Source organism: Leptospira koniambonensis, from assembly GCF_004769555.1.
Classification (GTDB): domain Bacteria; phylum Spirochaetota; class Leptospiria; order Leptospirales; family Leptospiraceae; genus Leptospira_B; species Leptospira_B koniambonensis.
The window spans coordinates 1,464,126-1,485,606 of the sequence record NZ_RQFY01000004.1; the positions used below are offsets into that span (position 1 = coordinate 1,464,126).

18 protein-coding genes are annotated in these 21,481 nt (G+C 38.3%); 8 read left to right on the forward strand and 10 right to left on the reverse strand.

The features are described from left to right. Positions 1–2: 2 nt before the first annotated feature. Complete coding sequence (locus EHQ52_RS10885) at positions 3–827, forward strand: SDR family NAD(P)-dependent oxidoreductase (RefSeq protein ID WP_135615197.1); 825 nt, start codon at positions 3–5, stop codon at positions 825–827. Positions 828–834: 7 nt separating this feature from the next. Here the strand turns inward: EHQ52_RS10885 and EHQ52_RS10890 are convergent, their stop codons facing one another. Then, on the reverse strand, positions 835–1,284 hold the full coding sequence (locus EHQ52_RS10890) for an SRPBCC domain-containing protein (RefSeq protein ID WP_135615198.1): 450 nt from the start codon (positions 1,282–1,284) through the stop codon (positions 835–837). Positions 1,285–1,350: 66 nt separating this feature from the next. Here EHQ52_RS10890 and EHQ52_RS10895 point away from each other — a divergent pair, with 66 nt between their 5' ends. The 4 genes from EHQ52_RS10895 to EHQ52_RS10910 all read left to right on the forward strand — a co-directional run bounded on the left by EHQ52_RS10895 (position 1,351) and on the right by EHQ52_RS10910 (position 8,383). Next, entirely contained in the window at positions 1,351–3,435 is a 2,085-nt protein-coding gene (locus EHQ52_RS10895) for a 7TM diverse intracellular signaling domain-containing protein (protein ID WP_135615199.1), read from the forward strand. Between the two features lie 49 nt (positions 3,436–3,484). After that, positions 3,485–5,623 (forward strand): 7TM diverse intracellular signaling domain-containing protein, encoded by a 2,139-nt coding sequence (locus EHQ52_RS10900; protein WP_135615200.1) that lies wholly within the window; start codon positions 3,485–3,487, stop codon positions 5,621–5,623. 153 nt (positions 5,624–5,776) lie between these two features. Continuing rightward, entirely contained in the window at positions 5,777–6,217 is a 441-nt protein-coding gene (locus EHQ52_RS10905) for a DUF1761 domain-containing protein (RefSeq protein ID WP_135615201.1), read from the forward strand. A 111-nt stretch (positions 6,218–6,328) separates the two neighbouring features. Further along, positions 6,329–8,383, forward strand: a complete 2,055-nt coding sequence (locus EHQ52_RS10910) for a sensor histidine kinase (protein WP_135615202.1) — start codon at positions 6,329–6,331, stop codon at positions 8,381–8,383. On the opposite strand, the gene EHQ52_RS10915 is transcribed toward EHQ52_RS10910, so the two are convergent. The 3 genes from EHQ52_RS10915 to EHQ52_RS10925 form a co-directional block, all read right to left on the reverse strand. Further along, positions 8,375–9,625, reverse strand: coding sequence for a di-heme oxidoreductase family protein (locus EHQ52_RS10915; protein ID WP_425269392.1), 1,251 nt, complete (start codon positions 9,623–9,625; stop codon positions 8,375–8,377). The genes EHQ52_RS10910 and EHQ52_RS10915 overlap by 9 nt on opposite strands. 218 nt (positions 9,626–9,843) lie before the next feature. Then, positions 9,844–11,334, reverse strand: coding sequence for an RCC1 domain-containing protein (locus EHQ52_RS10920; RefSeq protein WP_135615204.1), 1,491 nt, complete (start codon positions 11,332–11,334; stop codon positions 9,844–9,846). Between the two features lie 123 nt (positions 11,335–11,457). Beyond that, positions 11,458–12,045, reverse strand: a complete 588-nt coding sequence (locus tag EHQ52_RS10925; RefSeq protein ID WP_135615205.1) for a YdeI/OmpD-associated family protein — start codon at positions 12,043–12,045, stop codon at positions 11,458–11,460. A 68-nt stretch (positions 12,046–12,113) separates the two neighbouring features. On the opposite strand from EHQ52_RS10925, the gene EHQ52_RS10930 reads away from it, so the two are divergent. The 3 genes from EHQ52_RS10930 to EHQ52_RS10940 are packed head-to-tail and all read left to right on the forward strand — an operon-like array spanning position 12,114 to position 14,683. Next, positions 12,114–13,133 (forward strand): MBL fold metallo-hydrolase, encoded by a 1,020-nt coding sequence (locus tag EHQ52_RS10930; protein ID WP_135615206.1) that lies wholly within the window; start codon positions 12,114–12,116, stop codon positions 13,131–13,133. Continuing rightward, complete coding sequence (locus tag EHQ52_RS10935) at positions 13,111–14,214, forward strand: questin oxidase family protein (RefSeq protein WP_244244837.1); 1,104 nt, start codon at positions 13,111–13,113, stop codon at positions 14,212–14,214. The genes EHQ52_RS10930 and EHQ52_RS10935 overlap by 23 nt, the downstream gene beginning before the upstream one ends. 37 nt (positions 14,215–14,251) lie before the next feature. Continuing rightward, on the forward strand, positions 14,252–14,683 hold the full coding sequence (locus EHQ52_RS10940) for a DoxX family protein (protein WP_135615207.1): 432 nt from the start codon (positions 14,252–14,254) through the stop codon (positions 14,681–14,683). A 30-nt stretch (positions 14,684–14,713) separates the two neighbouring features. Here EHQ52_RS10940 and EHQ52_RS10945 read toward each other — a convergent pair whose 3' ends face one another. The 6 genes from EHQ52_RS10945 to EHQ52_RS10970 all read right to left on the reverse strand — a co-directional run bounded on the left by EHQ52_RS10945 (position 14,714) and on the right by EHQ52_RS10970 (position 21,197). Then, positions 14,714–15,313 carry an alpha-ketoglutarate-dependent dioxygenase AlkB family protein gene (locus EHQ52_RS10945; protein WP_135615208.1) on the reverse strand — a complete coding sequence of 200 codons (600 nt, stop codon included), beginning with the start codon at positions 15,311–15,313 and terminating at the stop codon, positions 14,714–14,716. Beyond that, a complete protein-coding gene (locus EHQ52_RS10950) occupies positions 15,300–15,503 on the reverse strand; it encodes an Ada metal-binding domain-containing protein (protein WP_208653475.1) in 204 nt (67 codons plus the stop codon). Before EHQ52_RS10950 ends, EHQ52_RS10945 begins: the two co-directional genes overlap by 14 nt. Before the next feature lie 41 nt (positions 15,504–15,544). Then, on the reverse strand, positions 15,545–16,249 hold the full coding sequence (locus tag EHQ52_RS10955; RefSeq protein ID WP_135615210.1) for a 2OG-Fe(II) oxygenase: 705 nt from the start codon (positions 16,247–16,249) through the stop codon (positions 15,545–15,547). Then, positions 16,246–17,106: a bifunctional helix-turn-helix domain-containing protein/methylated-DNA--[protein]-cysteine S-methyltransferase gene (locus EHQ52_RS10960; protein ID WP_135615211.1), complete on the reverse strand. Its 861-nt coding sequence runs from the start codon at positions 17,104–17,106 to the stop codon at positions 16,246–16,248. The genes EHQ52_RS10955 and EHQ52_RS10960 overlap by 4 nt, the downstream gene beginning before the upstream one ends. Positions 17,107–17,188: 82 nt before the next feature. Then, positions 17,189–18,976, reverse strand: coding sequence for a glycoside hydrolase family 15 protein (locus EHQ52_RS10965; protein WP_135615212.1), 1,788 nt, complete (start codon positions 18,974–18,976; stop codon positions 17,189–17,191). After that, positions 18,969–21,197 (reverse strand): bifunctional alpha,alpha-trehalose-phosphate synthase (UDP-forming)/trehalose-phosphatase, encoded by a 2,229-nt coding sequence (locus EHQ52_RS10970; protein ID WP_135615213.1) that lies wholly within the window; start codon positions 21,195–21,197, stop codon positions 18,969–18,971. The genes EHQ52_RS10965 and EHQ52_RS10970 overlap by 8 nt, the downstream gene beginning before the upstream one ends. Between the last annotated feature and the right edge of the window lie 284 nt (positions 21,198–21,481).

Sequence of the window (21,481 nt, forward strand, 5' to 3'; positions counted from 1 at the left end):
ATATGTCTAAGGAAAATCGCCCAGTCGTTTTTCTAACAGGAGCTGCAGGAGGAATTGGCAGAGAAACTGCAGCCCTTCTTTCCAAAAAAGGGTATCTTCTCTTTTTAACCGATTTGCAAAAAAAATCTTCGGATTTGAAAAAGTTCGCTGAAACATTAGGGAAAGATCATGTCACTTTTACTTGTGATATATCTAAGGCCGCAGATTCAGAAAAAGCGATCAACGAATGTATTAAACAATTCGGAAAGATCGATGTTCTTGTGAATAATGCGGGGATTATGAGACCTTCAAAATTTGAAAATCTTTCCCAAGAGGAAATTGATGAACAAATCGGGATCAATGTTATTGGTACTATTCGTTTAACTAAACTAGGAATGCCTCATCTTAAGAACTCTAAAGGTAAACTGGTAATTTTATCTTCTTTGGCTGGAATTGTTCCCGCACCTCATCATTCTATTTATAGCGCGACTAAATTTGCGCTAAGAGGTTTTGCTTTAAGTTTATATTTAGAATGGAAGGAAATCGGAATACGAGTTAGTTCCATTCTTCCTGGAACTATACAATCGCCTATGACAAAGTACATGGCATCTAGAGATAGTTCTCCTATGGCTTATATAAATCCACCTTTGCCACCTTCTGCAGTCGCAAAATCAATTTGGAAAGCGATCCAAACAGATAAGGCTGAAATTTACGTTCCGTATTCTCAAGGGTTATTAGCTAGAGTTGCGTTATTATTCCCTTCTTTATTATCTTTGATCTATCCGATCATGGCCAAAAAAGGAATTCGAAATTTCGAATCATGGAAAAGAAAAGGAGTTTTTGACTGATAATGAATTAGAAATTATCTTCGCTTAACTCTTTTAATTTTTGATTCATTTCTATATGTGAATTACGTACAGCGGTTTGGATATGCGAACTAAATACAGTAGGCATAATTCCGTTTAAGATCGCAGTATGGCTGAATTTAGTGCGACCTGGAGTGACTTTTTCTAAAGTGAAACGATGATCTCCAGCAAACATGTATTTGAAAAAGAGTGGAAAGGCACCTTTCCAAGATATGGATTTAGAATTGGTGAGCTCGTATATCAACGCCTTGGTGGGCAGATACACTCCCGTAAAATAATAATCGAAAACAATAATTGTTCCGTCTTGCACCGGTTTGCCGAGAATCCTTTTTAAGAAAGGGTTCCATGAAGGAAACTTGGAGAAGTCGGTAAAAATACTCCAAATTTTTTCAGGGGATGCCTGGATTTCTATCGAGGTGGCGATTGTTTGAGGATTCATTCGTCACATATCTGATGTTCTATCTGAAAAATGTCTATCTATTAAATGTTTAAAATTTGGTAATTTATGAATTGTAAAAGTTTTATTCTCTATATTTTCTTCGCTGCGTTATTCGCGAGTTCTTCATTATCTGCCGAAGATAAAATTCACGTTAGTAGGGATATTGAACGATTGCCTTTGGGTAAATTAGTATATTATCTTGAAGATCCAGATAGGAAATTAACATTCGATGACATTTCCAAGCCAGATGCAATATCAAAATTTATTAAATCTGATAAAGATTCATTAGATTTTGGACAATTAAATTATAATTATTGGTTTAGATTAACATTTGAAAATGATACTCCTGAATCCGTTTCTAAACTTGTAGAGATCAATTATAGCAATATAGATACAGTACAATTTTATAAACCGAATTCTGACGGCACTTATTCTAAAGAAGAGAGCGGAATGCTTTTCCCTTTTTCCGCTAGAAGTTTTAAAAATAGAAACTTCGTTTATCAGATCCAATTAGAGCCCGGACAACAAAAAACTTATTATTTAATGACTTGGACCAGTGGGGGTTTGAATGTTCCCCTCACTCTTTGGGATAAAGAAACCTTTTCGCAATACAACGCTGACATGCAACATGGTTTAGGTTTATATTATGGAGTAATGATCGTAATGATCCTCTATAATATTTTCATCTTCTTCTCCGTAAGGGATGTAAGTTATTTTTATTATGTATGTTATATCCTTGGATTTTTAGGAATACAGTTGGTTCTTACTGGACATGGGTTCCAATATCTATGGCCAGCATTTCCTTTTTTACAAAGGAATTTTTATGTGATCTTTACTGGCATCTGCATGGCCTCTGTGCTTCTATTTACTAAAAGGTTTTTGAATACAAAGGAGAATGTTCCGAAGTGGCTGGATAAGTCCATGAAGGTGATGATTGTCGCTCATGGATTCATTCTATTTACGCCATTAGTTTTACCTCCAGAGATTACGGTAAAATTAGCATTGGTTTTGACTCTTCCGGTTCTGATCTTTATTCCTACGGCGACGGTGATCAGCTTCTTAAAAAAATTTCGTCCTGCACGTTATTTCCTTTTGGCATTTACAGTTCTTACTGTTTCAGGAACGGTTGTAGTTCTTCGTTTTATAAATGTTTTGGGCTCTACCTTCTTAACTGAATACGGATTGTATTTAGGATCTACTATGGAGGTAATTCTTCTTTCCATAGCTTTGGCAGATCGTATCAACATTATGAAGAAGGAGAAAGAAGAGGCTCAAGCAAAAACATTAGAAATGCAAAAGATTCTCACTGAGTCTTATGCTCGATTCGTTCCAAAAGACTTCTTAGCAAGTTTAGGAAAAGATTCTATTCTAGATGTAAGGCTTGGGGATCAGATCCAAAAGGAAATGGCTGTTCTATTCAGCGATATTCGTTCCTTTACTACTTTATCCGAGCAAATGACTCCTGCGGAGAATTTTAATTTTATTAATTCTTACTTAAGTAGGATGAGTCCTATTATCCAAAGGCATAATGGATTCATAGATAAATTTATTGGTGATGCAATCATGGCTCTATTTCAAAGAAACGTGATAGATGCAGTATCGGCAGGCGTGGAAATGCAAAGATATTTGAAAGAATATAATGAGCATCGAAATCGCCAAGGTTATATTCCTATCCAAATTGGAGTGGGGATCCATTCTGGATCTTTAATGTTGGGAACGATCGGAGCAGAAGAAAGGTTAGAAGGTACAGTAATTTCTGATACAGTCAACCTTGCTTCTAGAATCGAAAGTCTCACCAAAGTATATGGCTCCAGAATTGCAGTCAGTGAAAGTACGATCGAAGAAGTTAAAAAAGACGGCAAATTCCATTTTAGGTTTCTGGATAGAGTAAAAGTAAAGGGTAAACAAAGACCTGTTTCCGTTTATGAAGTGTTCGATGGAGATGAGCCTCAGCACCAGGATCTAAAATTAAAGACCAAAGAATCCTATGAAAAAGGTGTGAAGGCATTCTATTCTAGTTCATTCGAAGAAGCAAAACATCAGTTTGAGAATGTAATCTCAATCTTTCCCGATGATAAAGCTACTCAACTCTACTTAAAACGTTTGTACCCTGTGACCCACGATCGTAAGTTAGAAGAAGTCGAAGAATAACCGGCACCGAACGGCATCTGGCACTGATAAATCATCCGTTATTGGGAACGTGAAAAGGCTATTTTATTCTTTCCTAAAGAAGGGAGGAGTAAAATATTCCTACAAACGTAATCCAATGTACCTATTCAGGGCCTTCATTCTAATTTTATGTTTTTCGACCTCGCCTTTACTTTCGCAGGAGGTCATTCCTTTATCTTCTCAAATAGAACGTAAAAGAATTAGTACTGAGGTCTATTTTTTAGAAGATTCTAATAAGAGTCTTGGAATAGAAAAGGTCTCTTCAGGAGAATATTCCGGAAAATTCAAAAAGTCGAATATGGACCCTTTGAATTTCGGGCAGACTAACTTCGATTATTGGATCAGGATTACCCTTAAAAACCCAGAAAAGACACAGATCCGAAGAATTTTAGAAATAGATTATACGAATATAGATCGAGTAGATTTTTTTGCGGAGAATATCTCCGGCAAACAAGAGTTAGTCAACTCAAGCGGGATGGCTTTTCCTTATCCAGTTCGAAAAGTAAATCATAGAAATTTTATCTATACCTTAGATTTTCAACCCGAACAAACCCGCACTTTTTATCTCAAGTTGAACACGAGTGGCGGCTTGGTCTTTCCTCTCATCTTATGGAATCCAGAGACATTCTATCATCATAACGCAGATATTCATTTAGGTCTTGGATTGTATTACGGGATCATGTGTGTGATGATCCTTTATCATTTATTGATATTCTTATCTACTCGAGATATCAGTTATCTGTTTTTTGTGACCAATATTTTCGGATTTTTCGGGATACAATTAGTTCTTACTGGTCATGGATTCCAATATATTTGGTCGGAACATCCGGATTTACAAAGGAATTTGTACGTAGTCTTTACTGGAATATGTATGTCTTCCTTGGTTTTGTTTGCCCAAAAGTTTTTGAATACTGAAGAGAATATAAATCGTTATCTGAATTATTCTCTAAATTTCACTTGGGCACTTCATACACTTCTAATATTTACCCCTTTGTTTTTACCTCCTGAGTTTACTGTAAAAGTAAGTTTGGCTTTAAGTATTCTTGCACCTTCTTTGGTTTTGATCGCTGCATCTATTTGCTTTTTCAAAAATTATAGGCCAGCTAGATACTTTTTATTAGCATTCAGCTTCTTGTGCATTTCCGGAATGTTCGTGGTTTTAAAATTTGCGAATCTTGTGGGGGTTTCGAATTGGGCAGACGATGGATTGTATATCGGTTCCTCTATGTCCGCATTGATATTTTCGTTTGCGTTAGCAGATAAGATCAATATTCTCAAAAAAGAAAAAGAAGATGCACAACGTAAGATTTTCGAAGCTCAAAAAGAAAATCTGGAAATGCAGAAAACTCTGAATGATTCTTTGGAAACTTTGGTAATCGAAAGAACCAAGACGATTGAAGAACAAAAATTGGATATAGAAGCCAAGGCAAAATTGATAGAGAAGGACCTAGCTATCGCTGGGAAAATACAATTTTCTCTTCTCCCTTCTGTTTTACCAAAAACGCATAATGTAAGGATCGCTTATCGATGTATCCCAATGTTACATGTGGGCGGGGACTTCGTAGATCTGATCTCTGATAGAACAGGTAGAGCTCTTGGGATTTTTATCTGCGACGTAACTGGACATGGAACAGGTGCAGCGATGGTTGCCGCAATGGTAAAAATGGCTCTTGCAGATTGGTCCGACTATCTAAGTGATCCAGGATACATGCTTGCAAAAATGAGAGCGCAGCTAATGGGAAAACTGAACGGAAATTTTGTGACTGCTACCATGATCACATTCTATCCAGAATCGGGAAGAATACTGATCGCAAACGCAGGGCATCCAGAAGCTATATTGATCCGCAAAGCGAATGGAAAACATGAGACTTATCGTCCTTCTGGAATTGCGATCAATGAATTCTTATCTACTCCGAATTACCAAACCTTAAAGACTGAATTGAGCAAAGGGGATAAGCTTATCCTTTATACCGATGGTCTGCCAGAGGCCAGATCTAAAGAAGGGGACTTTTACGGAGATGATCGATTTTTAGATCTTCTTAAAAACTTTTCCGAACTAGAACCTGAACTTTTCTGTAATTCAGTGATTGGAAAGATCCAACATTTCACTGATGAAGAGCAAAGTTCTCATGATGACATGGCAATGGTCGTTTTGGAATATCTAGGATAATTCTTCTTTAATTTTTCAAGCAGAAGGCTGTAGAAACGCCTTTGTACAATCTGAAAAAATCGTAACAGCAATTCTTCCCTTTATAATAATGTCGAAATTACTTGACCGACTCTTAAATTCTGCTAAAAAGCACGGGCTGAAATAGGAGATTTTATGTTACCGGTAATACCGATAAGTTATTTAGCAATTTTGGTTGGAGTTCTTGCAAACGTAGTGATTGGATTTCTTTGGTTCGGTCCAATCTTCGGTAAAGTTTGGGCAAAAGAAATGGGTTATGAAAATATGGAACCCGATACCAAGGCTATGATAAAATCAATGGTCATCATGATCATCGGTTCTTTTTTAACAGCTTTTGTTTTAACTCATTGCTTATTTGTATGGAAACCTTCTTCTTGGAATCTTCCTGGAGATGGCCCTGCTTGGAAGTATGGAGCTTATGCCGCATTTTATACTTGGCTTGGTTTTTATATACCAATGCTTTTAGGTTCTGTGGCCTGGGAATCAAAATCATGGAAATTGTTTTTTATCAATGCCGGATATAATTTGGTTTCTTTAGCAGCGATTGGCCAGATCCTCGCTGTTTGGCCAGCTTAATATAACGATCCACATTTTTAATATTTAAAAAAGAGATTCCAAATCGGGATCTCTTTGAATATCCTAAGCTAAAATCAGAAATTTCTTTCCGAAGGATATCCGGAAGTTCTCTTGAAAAGTAAGCATAACGTACTAATTTTTATTCCACCTTTAATCGGAGCTTTGGTTCTGCTCGGATGGTTATTGGATATTGAGATCTTAAAACGGCCTAGAGCTTCGATGGTCGCAATGAATCCGATGTCTGCAGTTTCTTTCGTTTTTATCGGGATTGCACTTTATTTAAATTTAAATCGTTCTGATTCAAATACGTACCGAAGTATTGTTCGTTTAATTGGGTTATTCGTTCTTTTAGTGGGTCTTACTAAATTATATTCCCTCATTAGTGGATTCGATCTTGGAATGGATAAAATCCTTTTTTCGGATAAGATCGCAAAAGATATTATAAAAGGTATTCCGAACAGAATGGCTCCAAATACTGCATTTGATTTTGTAATACTTGGCTCTGCTGTTTTTTTAAGTTCTTATCGAAAGGAAATTTTAAGTTCTATTTCTAATTATCTATGTATTTTGGTACTTTTGATCGGACTTTTTTCGATCATTGGATATGTGTATCAAGTCCAGGAGTTTTACGGAATTCTTTCCTATATTCCTATGGCAATCCACACAGCTATTAGTTTTATTTTCTGTTCTTTTGCTCTCCTTTTGATCAACGGACATTCAGGATTTATGAAAGTGTTTATGAGCAAAAGTTCAGGAGGGATCTTAGCTCGGGTTTTAATTCCATTCTTAATTATTGTTCCCGTTTTATTTGGGTATCTCCGTATCTATTTAAACAGATTAAATCCAGTTAGTTTAGAGCTTGGAGTCGGATTCTTAATGACAGGGATCATACTCACCTTTTTTGTTCTGGTTTGGTTCGTAGCTACCCAATTAGAAAAATCTGATATAGCAAGAACAGATGCTGAAAAGAAACTTTCAGAGTTGAACCATGAATTAGAAAAATTGGTCAGCTCAAAAACCATGGATCTATTTAAGAGTGAGAATAGATTTAGGACTATTCTGGAACAATTTCCTTATCCTGTATTGACCTACGATCCCCAAGGGATTTGTACGGGAGCTAATTTCGCCTGGGAAGAGATGTGGAATACCAGACGGGATGTATTAGTCGATTATAATATATTAAAAGACCCTCAAATAAAAGAAGCCGGATTCTTCCCATTTGTGGAGAAGGCGTTCAGCGGAGAAGCAGCAATGTCTGAGCCTTTTCCTTACGATCCTAAGTTGATCGGAAGTTCGGGAAGAGATCGTTGGCTGCAGATGGTACTTTATCCTGTTAAAAATACTGCTGGGAATATTTTAGAAGTGATCGTTGTACACCAAGATATCACAGCAAGTAAGGAAGCTGAGAATGAGATCCGCTTATTGAATAATGACTTAGAAGAAAGAGTAAAGGTTCGTACGGAACAATTGGTTTTTGCGAACAAGGAATTGGAATCTTTCTCTTATTCTATCTCTCATGACTTAAGAGCGCCCATCAGAGGGATCAGTGGTTTCACTCAGATCTTGATGGAAGATTATGGTGTGAATTTTGACGCAGAAGGAAAAAGGATCATAGGAAAAATTATAGAGAACGCAAAGCAGATGGGACAGTTGGTGGATGATCTTTTGGAGTTTTCCAGGTTAGGAAGAACTGAACTTGCCGAAAGAGAAATTTCAATGAAAGAATTGGCTAATACAGTATATAAAGAATTGATAAACCTGGAGTCTGGCAGAGAGGTCGTTTTTGAAATACAGGATATTCCGAACGTAAGAGCAGACCAGCCTGCGGTGCGACAACTCTGGGTGAATTTGATCTCTAATGCTATCAAATACACTAAAAAAGCAAAATCACCTAACATTCAAATTGGTTCAATGGGATCCGAAGAAGGGACCGTTTTCTATATCAAAGATAACGGTGCTGGCTTTAATATGCAGTACTATAATAAACTATTTGGTGTATTCCAAAGATTACATTCCAATTCTGAATTTGAAGGTACAGGAGTAGGTCTTGCAATTGTGAAAAGGATCGCCTCCCGCCACGGAGGAAAAGTTTGGGCCGAATCCAAAGAAGGAGAAGGTGCGACCTTCTTCTTTACTTTGCCTGGGCAAGATCCAAAATTAAAGTGATTCCAGAAATTTAACTAGTTGGTCTCTTTGGGAAGAAGAAAGTTTTAATACATATTGTTTACTTCTTTCTGCTTCTCCTCCATGCCATAGGACTGCTTCTATAAAACTTTCTGCTCTTCCATCATGCAGTAATTGTAATGTTCCATTTACCTTAGAAACTAAACCGATTCCCCAAAGAGGAGCAGTTCTCCATTCTCTTCCGGAGGCCAAATGATCAGTTCTTCCGTCCGTAAGGCCTTCTCCCATATCATGTAATAAAAGATCGGTATAAGGCCGGATTGTTTGTCCTGATATTTCAGGAGCACCAGGAATATTGCCAGTTACTAATTTAGAAATATGGCAAGAATTACATCCTGCCTGGAAAAAGATACGTTTACCAGCAATTGTTTCGGAAGAAGAAGGAGATCTTCTCGCAGGAACGGCGATTAGCCTCATATATTTTACCATCATATCTATTTTAGTGGGATTCAGCTCAGGTAAGGTTCCATGCGGAGAAGAATCACATGCGGTTTGAGCAGAAGTGCAGTTCTTAAAAGGAAATAAAGGACTGGTCACCCCAATATCTTCTAAAAATGCGCGTGAGCCTTGTTGTTTCAAATTTGGTTCATTTGCTTTCCAACCAAATCTTCCTATCTTGTTTGTTCCAGTTTCAATATCCAGGATTAAATTGATCCTTCCAGAAATCCCATCTGAATTGGAATCATATTCATCTTGTAGAGAAAGTAATGTTTCATCTTGGATTGCTTCTAATAACCCCATTCCGATCACCTTAGAAGTATTTCTGAGAGAATATATTTCTCCGTCAGATGCCAAAGGCCCGTAGTTCAGATTGGAAAATTCTACTTTAGGCTTTCTTAATGTGTAAGAAGTGCCATCTCTGAAAACTCCATCTATTTGAGAATAAGAAACAGATGCCTTACCTTCTGCCGGAACACCGTTTAAAGAGAATGGCTGTAATTGACCTCCGTAATTTTCATCGTTACTTAGTCTGACCAACGCAGTTAGCATAGTTTCTGTAGGTCCAGAAGGGACTTTTCCTATTCCATTTCCTATATGACAGGCCAGGCAAGAGTTTGCATTGAATAGAGGCCCAAGTCCTCTTCTATCTATTTGGCCAGAACTTGAATTTTCCCAAGGAACTTCAAAGACGGATTGTCCTACTGTAAAATCTGAAATTTTATCCAAAGGAAGACCAGGAGGAAATTGTAAATATGCCCTGGAAGTAAAATCATAAGAGGTCATATCCTTACCTCCTGACAATTCTTCTCCTTCTTCGTATTCCCAGGATCCTATTTGATCTCCAGAAACAGAGACCAATGGATAGATCTCTGATAATCCGCAAGACAAATCTTGAGAGCTGCAATTCCCATTTCCAAAAATTTGTTTTCCAAGTTCGGAACATCCTATTAGAAAAACAGAAAGTACTATTAGGTATTTTTTTATAGGAAGTGTCACTATTCTTATGGAAATGTTAAAGCAACTGGGGTTTTAGCAGCCCAGGCATCCTGCAAGTCAGGTCTTCCTAGAGATCCTCTAAAATTCCAACCCCAACCATATACGGAATTATCCGGTAGTAACACGAAACCGTGGAGAGCTCCTATTCCTAAGCTGGATCCTTTTGAAATTCCAACCACGCTTAAGTTTGGCTCAGTAACTTTAGTAGCTGCATCTGGGTTTCCCAAATTACCTTGTCCATTTTCTCCCCAACCTTGGATACTTCCGTCGGCAAGAAGGGCAAAACTTTGTGTACCGCCTGCGAATACTCGGATCGCATTTATTATATTACTTACTTGTAATGGAGAATTTTTAGGACTATCTTGGTTTCCAATTCCTAACTGACCGCTCGCATTTAAGCCCCAAGCAAAAACTGTTCCGTCACTTTTTAATGCTAGAATATGATCTCTTCCATTCGCGATATGTTTTATACCTGTAAGTCCAGGGACCTTTGCCGGGGTTGAAAAAATTGCAGTAGAGGTTGAAGTGCTTCCATTTCCTAAATTTCCATACTGATTTCTTCCCCAAACGTAAACATCACCGTTTGAATCTAAGGCCGCAGAATGTTGTGAACCCGCAATTACTTGGATGATATTTGTAAGCCCAACTACTGCTACAGGGTTGGAAGAAACTGTTGTAGTTGTAATGGCTGGATCTGCATTTCCTAATTGACCCACATTATTCTGCCCGAATGCAACTACTGTTCCATCAGACTTTAAAATGACTGCATGATTGAAACCGAATGCTCCCATAACTGCGTCGGTGATCCCTGGAACTTCTGTAGGAGGAGTTTGTGCAGCGGGATTTCCTGCAGTTCCAACTGCGGGTTCAGTTGTGTTTCCTAGTCCTAATTGCCCTTGTGCGTTTGCTCCCCAGGTATAAACTTTTCCGTCATCTTTGATCGCTAATGAATTGTTTTGGTTAAATGAAATACTTACGATCCCGGAGATAGAAGTAAGTTTTACTATATTAGGATTGCTTGTATCTCCTTCTGAAAATCCTGTCCCGAGTTGGCCTTTGTTATTTCTACCGCAGGAATAGATAAAACCATCTATTATAAATCCTGAATGTGATCCTCCCGCTGTTAGTTTGTTCCCGAAATAGAAGGAGACAGATTTTTCTAGTACGTTACCTTCTTCATTTGTTAAAACTACTTTGAGTGTGTTTTGGCCTCTTTTTGGTTTGAGGCTTGGCACTTGAAATTCGGCGGTTTCTCCTTCTAATTCTGTTTGTTTAGTTTCGTTTAGGAAAACTTCGTAGGTTCCGGAACTTGCACCTGAGACGCCTAAGTCGAATTGGTAAACGGATAAAACCTCTCCTTCGGTGGGGGAGGAGATCTCAAAATTGGAACTTGCGCTCGTGGAGTTAGTTCCGCCTAAAAGCCCCATTGGGGTTTTGGAAGAAGAATTGGAACAGGTCCATAGGAATAGAAGAACTAGGGGTAATAGGCGTTTCATGGCATTCTCTCTAGATAATGAATCTAAGTCTCAATATCAAAATAACCAAAATCGAAAGAATCCACTTTTGGTCAATCGATTAAAAACTGGAATTTTTGAATAGAAAGGGGGGAAGATCGAAGATTAGGTTTGGGGCTCTTTCTTTTTCCATGAGAGTGCATCTATCCTTTTTTGGGACCCGGAGTCTGAGATTAGGATATCCAACCTTTTCAGTCTGGTTTCTTCCCTTTTGGGACTGATCGCCCACCAAATGGCAGTTCGCTGATAAGAGGGAGCTTGGCTAGTAAAGAACTCCCAGGCCTTTTTATTTTTCTGGAATTGTTTTTTATAAGCAGAAGGTAGTTCTATCTTCTCCTGCTCGAAAGAATATTGCGCGGTCTTCTTCTTTTCAGAATGGAAAGCTTGTAAGCCAGACTCTTGGACCAAACCTTCCTGGATCAACTCTTGGATACGTTTTATATTAACCTTACTCCAAATACTTCCTATCTTTCTGGGAGTAAAACGGGCAGAATAACTCTCTTCATCTATATTCTTTCTGATCCCATCTATCCAACCGAAACATAAGGCTTGGTCTACTGCCTCTCCATATAAAATTCCTTTTTTAGAGGACTTTACCTTATAAAAGCCTAGAAGAAGTTCTGTTTCTTTTTTATAATTTTTGGAAAGCCAGGAGCGGAATTCCTTTCCGGTCTTAAAGAACTTTGGTATCATTAGGAATTTCTACTTGGCAGAAGTTTGAAGTGTATATAACTTTATGAAAGTTATTTTCGGTAGGTAGCATGAATATAAGAGGTTCCAGGTCTGGTTTTTTTAGTCTTTTGACTACGGTCTTATTATTGCAGAACTGTCTGACTTCTTCCGCAAATATCCAGGACTATAAGCAACATTTTATAGGAAATGATCCTAGAGATCTTTCTTCTGAGATCCCAAAAGGAAAGGTCCGAGCAGTATTTTTAGGGACAAGCTCGATTCTGTTGGATGATGGAGAGACTCAGATCCTGACAGATGGATTTTTTTCTAGACCTTCTCTTTTCAAAACTATGTTCACCAAAATTTCCTCCGACGAGCAGGAGATTAAATACGTTATGCTTCTTGCAGGCATTAAACGTTTAAAAGGGATCTTCGTATGTCATTCACACTACGATCATTCTATGGATTCTCCTTTTATTGCTAGGGAGACTGGAGCTAAATTATACGGTTCTCTTTCTACGATCCAGATAGGAAAAGGGGGAGGATTGCCTGAAGAACAATTGGCATTATTCCAACCTGGCAAAAAGATACAGATCGGTAAGTTTAAGATCACTGTACTAAATTCAAAACATACTCCTCCATTTAAAATTTTGGGAAAAACGAATGCTGCAGATCCGAATAGACCGGATTTAACGGAAGCATTGTCTCAACCTGCTAAGGCAGAAGATTATATAGAAGGCGGGACCTATGACTTTTTAGTGGAGCATGGAAAAAATTCCATCCTGATCAAAGGTAGCACGAATTATATCGAGAATGCTTGGGATGGTTTGAAGGCAGATGTTTTGTTCTTAGGGATTGCTATGCTCGGCAAACAAGAAGAAGAATTTAAGTCAAAGTATTACGAAGAAACCGTAACTAAAATTTCTCCTAAGATGGTGATCCCAATACATTGGGATAATTTTTTCAAACCATTGACTGAGCCGTTGGAACCCAACTTAAGTTTGGGAGACGATGTAAAAACAGGGATGGAATTTATGATACAAAAAACCTCTCATGATGGGATCCAATTTAAGATCCTAAGAGGATTTGAAAGCATTCTGTTATTTTAATGTACTGGTTCGTAAGGATCGAGGCGGCTATATGGAAGAAGAGGATACAATGGAAAAAGTTTTAGAATATTTGGAACCCTTTGGTCCGGATCTTAAAAACGGACTAAGTAATCATGCTCCTATGGCCTGTGAGGCGCTACTTACAATGGGAAAAAGAGAAAGTGTTTTTCCTTGGTTAGAAAGATACGGAAACCAATTTTTAGAAAAAAAGAAACCCAGGAACAAAATTTATAGCGGTGATTGGAAAGACTTCCTAGGAGTTCCTGATACATATCCTGAATGGGAAAACTTTTTTAATACAGAATTGGAAGAAGGCCCCTGGCAGAAAACTGTCTCCGAGTGGGCCGTCAAACTTGCTCCAGGAATTTGCGCAGATGCTACTCATGGAGTGATCCGCACTGGGCATGCTGTCAGAAGTTTAACTAGAAAAGAATCGAGACGTAGGAAGAGAGAACTTGCTTCCGGCTTAGCTGTTTGGGCTTCTACTTATTTGGAATTACCTACTTCTTTCGATTCTTTGTTAGGTCTAGGGCCGGAAGATGCCATACAAAAAGTGGATTTTGTCCCGGAAGAATCTAAAAACTTTTCGGGCACAATTGTTTCTTCTCTACAAGGACTGGGAGACTATGATAATTTTTCTCCCGTGATCGGATATCTAAACGTTTCTAATCAACCTGAAGAAATTATTTCGGGTTTGTCGGAAGGATTTTCCAGGGTGGTCCTGAATAATGTAGAAGATAATCTTTCTGCGATCGTATTTATACATTCTGTGACTAGCGTTTCCGCTCTCAGGAGTATATTGCCTTTTCTGAATGAATATGAAAAGAAGTCTCTATTAAGATATTCCTGGCAGTCAGGAGCAGCTTTATTTTCTGCATTTGGTAAAAAACTAAGTATCGAACTTCCTGAAAGGTTAGAAAACGAATCCAGAGAAGAAATGATAGATAGGGCAATCGAGCATGGAGACGAACATGCGATCAAATTTACAGAAGTATGTTTGAAAGAATTTGAATTCAATCCTTCTCCTGCGTATTATGCGGCCGCTCGTTTAGCTAGAAAGTTTTTGGAACCGTTATCTTAATAAATGTAAATAGTAGGAAATACAAAAGGAGATTACGATGAGTATTATAGGATTGGCTCCGGTCACAACGACTCGAGCGCAAAATATATTTCGATTTATCTTGGGCGCTTTTCTATTCACGGCAGGAATCGGTCATTTGACTTGGCAGAGGACAGAGTTCTTAGCTCAGGTCCCGAATTGGTTGCCAATGGATGGAGACTTAGTGGTTGTTCTTTCCGGGATCGTGGAAATTGTTCTCGGTCTTTCTTTAATTTTCTTATATAAGTTCAAAGCGGAAGTGGGCTGGATCGTTGCTTTATTCTTCGTTTTGATATTTCCAGGAAATATTTCCCAATATGTGAACGGGATCAATGCATTTCACCTGAACTCAGATATGTCTAGAGGGATTCGCTTACTTTTCCAACCGATCCTGATTGCTTGGGCTTTGTGGTCTACGGGTGCGTGGACGGCATGGAAAAACCGTTCTTAACAGAAATCAGGAACGGGATCGTTTTTTATCTTAATAACGCATCGTTCTGAAAGTCAGATTGATCCTCGGTTGTTTAATTGATTTTGTTTTAGGAAGACTATGCAACCAAGATTCTTGGGCTCCTTGCATGACCAATAAACTTCCGTGTTCTAATATTAAAGAAATCTGTTCTTTTGTGGATTTATGTTTGAAGCAAAATTTTCTTTCTGCTCCAAATGATAAAGAAGCAATAGTGGAATTTTTCCCTAATGATTTTTCATCATCGCTATGCCAGGCCATTCCTTCTTCTCCATTATTATATAAATTGAGTAAGCAGGAATTAAATTTGGTTCCGGTGATTTCTTCTGTTAGAATTTTGAGTTCAGAAAGTTCTTTTGTCCAAGGTAGCGCTCTTTTGGTAGTGTTTGAATAAGTATATTCATAATCTGAATCTCCAAACCAGGCTACTTTTCTTCTGGTGATTATATGTTTCCCGTAAATAATCGCCTCGTCGTTCTTCCAAGGGATATCTTGGAGTAAAATTTTGAGAAGACTATCTGAAAGATCCCGAGCGACGATCATTCCGTAATAAGTAACAGTACCGTCATAGGGAAGTAAGTTTCTCAGTCTTTCTGATTCAAACAGTTCCATGTTTCCAAACTTTATATTTTTCTTTTAAACAATGTCCACAAGGTCGAAATCCTAAATTAATCGCTTCTTTTTCAGAAGAAAAGAAGATACGATTTTGTTTATTCATTCTTTTGCCTGAATTACAAAAAAGAGTTCCGTAAATTTTTAGTTTTAAATTACCGGCTAAGGCTAAATTCTTTTTTCGGATCAAAGATCTTATTTCTTGTGGTTGAAATTCAGAATGGAGAAACATCAAGAAACCGCATAATGAAAGATTATACCTAGAGTATGTCGATTACCGCTATGAATTTCACTGACTCCATGTTTTACCTGGGATCTATAATATCCTTTTGCACCTTTTATAGGAAAGAAATCAGTAGTGAATAGGATCATATCCCCTCTTTCGGGACGGAAGACGATAGGTTTAGATTGGGCTCTCGGCCTGGATTGAGTTAATACGAATTCTCCTCCTTCATAATCCTTACCTGGTTCGTTTAGGAAGAATGCTAATTGGATCGGAAAATAAACATCTCCGTATAGATCTTGGTGAAGAGTATTAAATCCTCCTTTCCCATATTTGAGTAAAAGACTTGTAGGTTGGGTTTGTCCCTTCTCTTTGCATAAATTCTGGAAAGTTATTAGATCTACAGGAAAACGTTTATCTATCTTCAAATTTTCCATCCATTGGTTTGCTAATGGAGAAAGTTTAGGATAGATCTCTTTTTTGATTTTTGCAATTTGTGGGGGCTCCGGATTTTTGAAATATTTATATTCTCCGGAACCGAAACGATATTTTTCCATGACTACAGTTTTGCGAAACAGATCGGATTGATCGTATAAAGAGATCCATTTCGAGCAATATTCCTCATCCAAAATATTCTTTTGTAGGACAGCCCCAGTAGAATTCAAATTTTCTAATAGACTGTCCCAATTTAAATTTGAAAAATCAGGATTCACAGATCATTCCTATTGACCAGATCCGTTTTGGCAGCTTCCCAACCGATCATTGCAACCTTACGAGAATCTCCCCAATGGTATTCGCCAAACTCTCCAGAAGAACGGATCACTCTATGACAAGGAATTAGAAAAGCCACTGGATTATTTCCGATCGCAGTTCCTATTGCTCTTGTTGCCTTAGGATTCCCCATTTGTTCTCCGATCTGTCCGTATGTGGAAAGTTTTCCCATAGGGACTTTCAAAAGTGTTTCCCATACCTTGAGTTGGAAGTCTGTACCTTTGAGATGTAATTTTATTTTACCTAACTGGCTCCAGTCATGAGTGAATATGAACAAAGCATTTTGTTGGATCATATCTACCGTTTGGTTATAAGCCGCGTTCGGAAAGATTGACTTTAACTCTTGGAATACCTTCTTCTCATTTTCAAAAAATGAAATATAACAAATTCCTTTTGGAGTAGAGGCCACAAGTAATTTGCCAAAAGGACTCTCCGCATAACTATAGTTAATTGAAAGATCCTTTCCTCCATTTTTGTATTCTCCTGGGGTCATTCCTTCTATGTTCACAAACAGATCGTGTAATCTACCTGTTCCAGAAAGTCCTGAGTCCAAGGCTGTGTCTAATAAAGAGGAGCCATTCTCTTTTAATAAACTTTTTGCATATTCCAAAGTAGTGTATTGCAAAAACTTTTTTGGGCTTACTCCTGCCCAGTCGGTGAACATTCTTTGGAAATGATGAGGGCTAAGTTTTAATTTACCTGCCACATCTTCCAAGCTTGGTTGAGTTTTGAAATTTTTACGAAGATAGAAGATCGCGTCTGCAATCCTATCAAAGTCTGTGTTTTGTTGTCCTTTCATGGTTTTGAAGTATAGATAAGAAAGAGATAACTCGAAACCCGATACTTGCTATTTTTAGAGTAAAAAAGTTTCAATCCGGATCTTAAGGGCATAAAAACAAAGGTATGTCCATTTTTCTGGAGATCCTGAATGCGGAATTCATCAGCCCTACATGACTGTAGGCTTGGGGAAAGTTTCCCCATTGTGACCCGTTTGCCGGATCCACGTCTTCCGAAAAAAGTCCCAGATGATTGGTATATGTCAGAAGATTTAGAAAATACTTTTTAGCTTCTTCCAGTCTTCCCACACAGGCTAATGCGTCCACATACCAGAAGGCGCAAACAAGAAAGGCTGTTTTAGGAGCTCCGAAGTCGTCATTATGCTTATAACGAAAAAATAATCCTTCTTTTGTTTTTAATTCCGATTCGAGTACGGTTAAATGCCTTTTTGCTTTTTCGGGCTCTTCTTTCAGATAGCCCAGGCTGATCAATTGTAATAGGCTGGCATCCAAATGTTCAGTACCTTCCGCTTGCGTATATACCCCTCTTTTTTTATCGTAACAAGCTTCTATATTTAGAGCAGATCTTTCCTTTAAGGAAGCTGCCAAGTCACAAATCTCTCGATCGTTTAATTTTTGTCCGATCTTTTCCGCAGCCGCACTTCCTGCCCAATGGAATAAAAAAGTATAACAATGTTTCTGTTGAAGGTTCCTGAATTCCCATAAACCCGCGTCAGGTTCGTTCATAGTTCTTTCGATATGTTTAAGAAGATTTAATATGGATTGTCCGGAAGAGGATTTACTTTTTTTATGGAACCTTGTATCCAGATAAAGAGGCATGATCGAAAGTAAAATTTGTCCATAAACGTCGTTTTGGATATGGGTGAATGCCTGATTGCCTATACGAACCGGTTTATTTCCCAGATACCCGTCCAGATCTAAGATCTTCTCCTCCAAGATTTCTTCTCCCAAAATGGAAAATAATGGCTGTATCCTTTCTCTTTTAGTGGAGGCGATATTCTCCAAGAAATGAGAGTAATGTTCCATTTCCTCGAAATGCCCAATTCCATTCAAAGCACTGAGTGTATAATAAGCATCCCTGATCCAACAATATCTATAGTCCCAGTTTCTACCGCTGGATGGAGATTCTGGAAGACTTGTAGTTCCCGCGGCGATGATCGCTCCCGTATCCTGGAACTGGTGGAGTTTGAGAGCTAAAGCGGAACGAACCACTGCCTCCTGTTGGAATTCTCCTATGGAGCAATGTTTTACCCAATTTCTCCAATATTCTCTGGTTCGATCCAATAAGTCTTGGATCTTTCTTTCAGATGGATTTTCGAGATGGTCTCCGTAACTTAGCACTAGGTATTTTGTTTCGTTTAAAACAAAGGACGTATTTTGAAGAATATAATGAAGAGAAATATTCGTAGTTAGGCGAAGGTCCGATCCCATACCGGAAAATACGATATGATTGCTTGCAAGACTTGCCTTAGGCAGAAAACTTCCGTAAGAATCTCTAGGGTCGCAAACTATATTGATTTTCGGTGAATTTTCAATCGGCTCGATTTTACGAACTAATATTAAAGGTTTATAATGTGTTTCTCCTTCGAAAAATCTCGGAGCGAAATCCGTTACTAAAAAAGTTCCGTCATTACAGGCCACTTTAGTCCGAATGATATTCGTATTTTCCTCGTATTTTTGTTCGAATTTAGCGTTTTGATCCTCCGGAACGATGCGAAAGGAGCCTCCTTTATCCCGATCTAAAAGTGATCCGAAAATAAAGGAAGAATCGAACTTTGGCCAGCATAACCATTCTACTTCAGTATTCTTAGAGATATAAGCTAAGAAGGAACAATTTCCGATAATCCCCGAGGAATAAGTATGTTTATCCAAAATTTTCGTCTCCCGGAATAGGTTTAAGTAATGATTCGATTAAGTCTAATACCTGCTCCGAGGACCTGAGATAGTAACGCGCTTCCGTAGGACTAATCCCGACCTTTATAGAATACGCGTATTTGGGGAGTTCGCGGAACATGTCCTCGTCCGTCCAATCGTCTCCAACTGTTAGGATAAAATCTGCGGAAATTTCCGCAGCGATCTGTTTAGAAGAAATTCCTTTATTAACTCCGGAACATTTTACCTCGATCACCTTATTTCCCTTTAGGACTTGTACATCTAAATTTCCGGTATAATTGACCAGATCATTCAGAAGCTCCCTAGTCATGGAATCTGCAGCATCGTTTTCTGCTCCACGATAATGCCAAGCTAGTGAGAATTCTTTCTCTTCGATAAATGTTCCGGGAAGGCGTCTACAGTATTCTTCCAATATTGGATAAAGATCCGATTTCCAGGCGGCTGAAAGTTCTCTGAATAATTTCCAATCCCCGTTTGCTTTGTACCATACACCATGTTCTGCGATAAAGCATAAGCCAAGGCCGGAAAGAGTTTTATCCAGCCAATGCCTATCTCTTCCGCTAACGATGTAGACCGTATTTCTCTGATCTGAGGTAAGTCGAAGCAATAAATGTCTAAGTCTGAATTCCGGGATCGCTTCTGATGGGCTATTCGCAAAAGGAACTAATGTGCCATCATAGTCTAAGAACAGGACCCTTTTGAATGAATTCTTGAATCTAGTTATGATCTCACCTTGGATCCTGCCTTCGATTATTTTTGCGGAAAGATCTTTGGTATTCTTCTTCGTTTCTTCTAAGCGGGTTAGAAAATCTGAGGCCCATTTTATCACGTCATATTTACGGATACGTTCTACCATTGGAAGGTTCCGTGCTATTTGTTCTTCCAAAGAACTTGTGAGTGCTTCCTGGATTGCGTCGCTTACATCTTGAGGATTATTCGGATTGATTAAGATTGCTTCTCCTAATTCTTTTGCTGCCCCAGTCATTTCGGATAAAACTAGTACGCCGGAAAGATCTGGTCTGGAAGCTAGAAATTCCTTTGCGACCAAATTCATTCCGTCTCGAAGAGGTGTGACTAACGCCACATCCGAAATACCGTAAAATGCGACCAACTCTTCAAAAGAAAAATACTTATAACGATAAATGATCGGAGACCATTCCATAGTGGCGTAAAGACCGTTGATCATCCCCACCATTCTCTCGATCGATTCTCTCATTTTACCGTATTCTTCCACCTCAGAGCGAGAAGGAACGATGATCATTAAGAGGACTACTTTTTCTTTCCACTCTGGATGTTCTTCCAAAAATAATTGGAATGCTTCTAGTCGTTTTGCTATCCCTTTGGAGTAATCCAATCTATCCACAGTCAGCAAGAGTCTTTTATTTTTGGTTCCTCTTTCTAATTCTTGTCTTAGGATTTCACAGGAATCTGTAAGCGAGAATTGCCTGAACTTTTCGAAATCAATCCCCATCGGAAAAGTTTCCACTTTAATGAATCTATCTCCGTGGTTAATCAGTCCGAAATGATTATCTAATCCTAATATTCTGAGAACGGATCTTAAAAAATACTGTGTGTAATCGTGCGTATGGAATCCGACCAGGTCACTGCCTAAAATTCCCAAAAGAATTTCCTTTCTCCAGGACATCGGTAATAGTCTATAAACTTCGAAATGAGGAAAAGGGATATGTAGAAAAAAACCGATCTTAATATCCGGAATCATCGCTCTCAGCAAGGAAGGCAAAAGAAAGAGATGATAATCGTGTATCCAAACAGTATCTCCTGGTTCGTAGATCTGAATTACTCTTTCGGCGAATCTTTGATTGATCTCTTTGTATGATTTCCATTCTTCCTGGGAATAAGTCGTATAACTCGGAAAGTAATGGAATAAAGGCCAGATAGTGCGATTACAAAAACCTGAATAGAACTGTTTGATCTCTGGTTCGGAAAGATAAATTGGAAAATATCCAAATCCATCTTCGAGAGTTTTGTTTACCTCATCTATCCTCGCTTCGGCAACAATACTACCCGGCCAACCGACCCAAACAAATTTATTATCCGGACCAAGTTTGTCTAAAAAAGAAGAGACACCTGTTGCGAGACCTCCTGCACTTTTTCGATAAGAGTATTTACCTTTACGGAGTGTAAGATTTACGGGGAGTCGATTTGATACGATGATTAGTTTGTTCTTTTGAAGTTTCATAGCTTCATTTGGAACTGATTCCCTCCTTGAAGAGCTATGAAGAACAAATTAATATTTCATAATATACTCAAGGTCCGTTTATTCGATTCAGGAATTACGATACAGAATATGGATTTGTCTGGAGCTTAACAGTACTTTTTTAAAAGTGATCCGAAAATGGAACTAATCATTTGTCTACATGAAAAGTACGAATTACTTTCCGAGATTCATTGAGAGAGACGGAATTGCGGGAAAAATCGCACAAATGACTTGACTCCTCACATTTACTGTTTAGAAAAATGTCA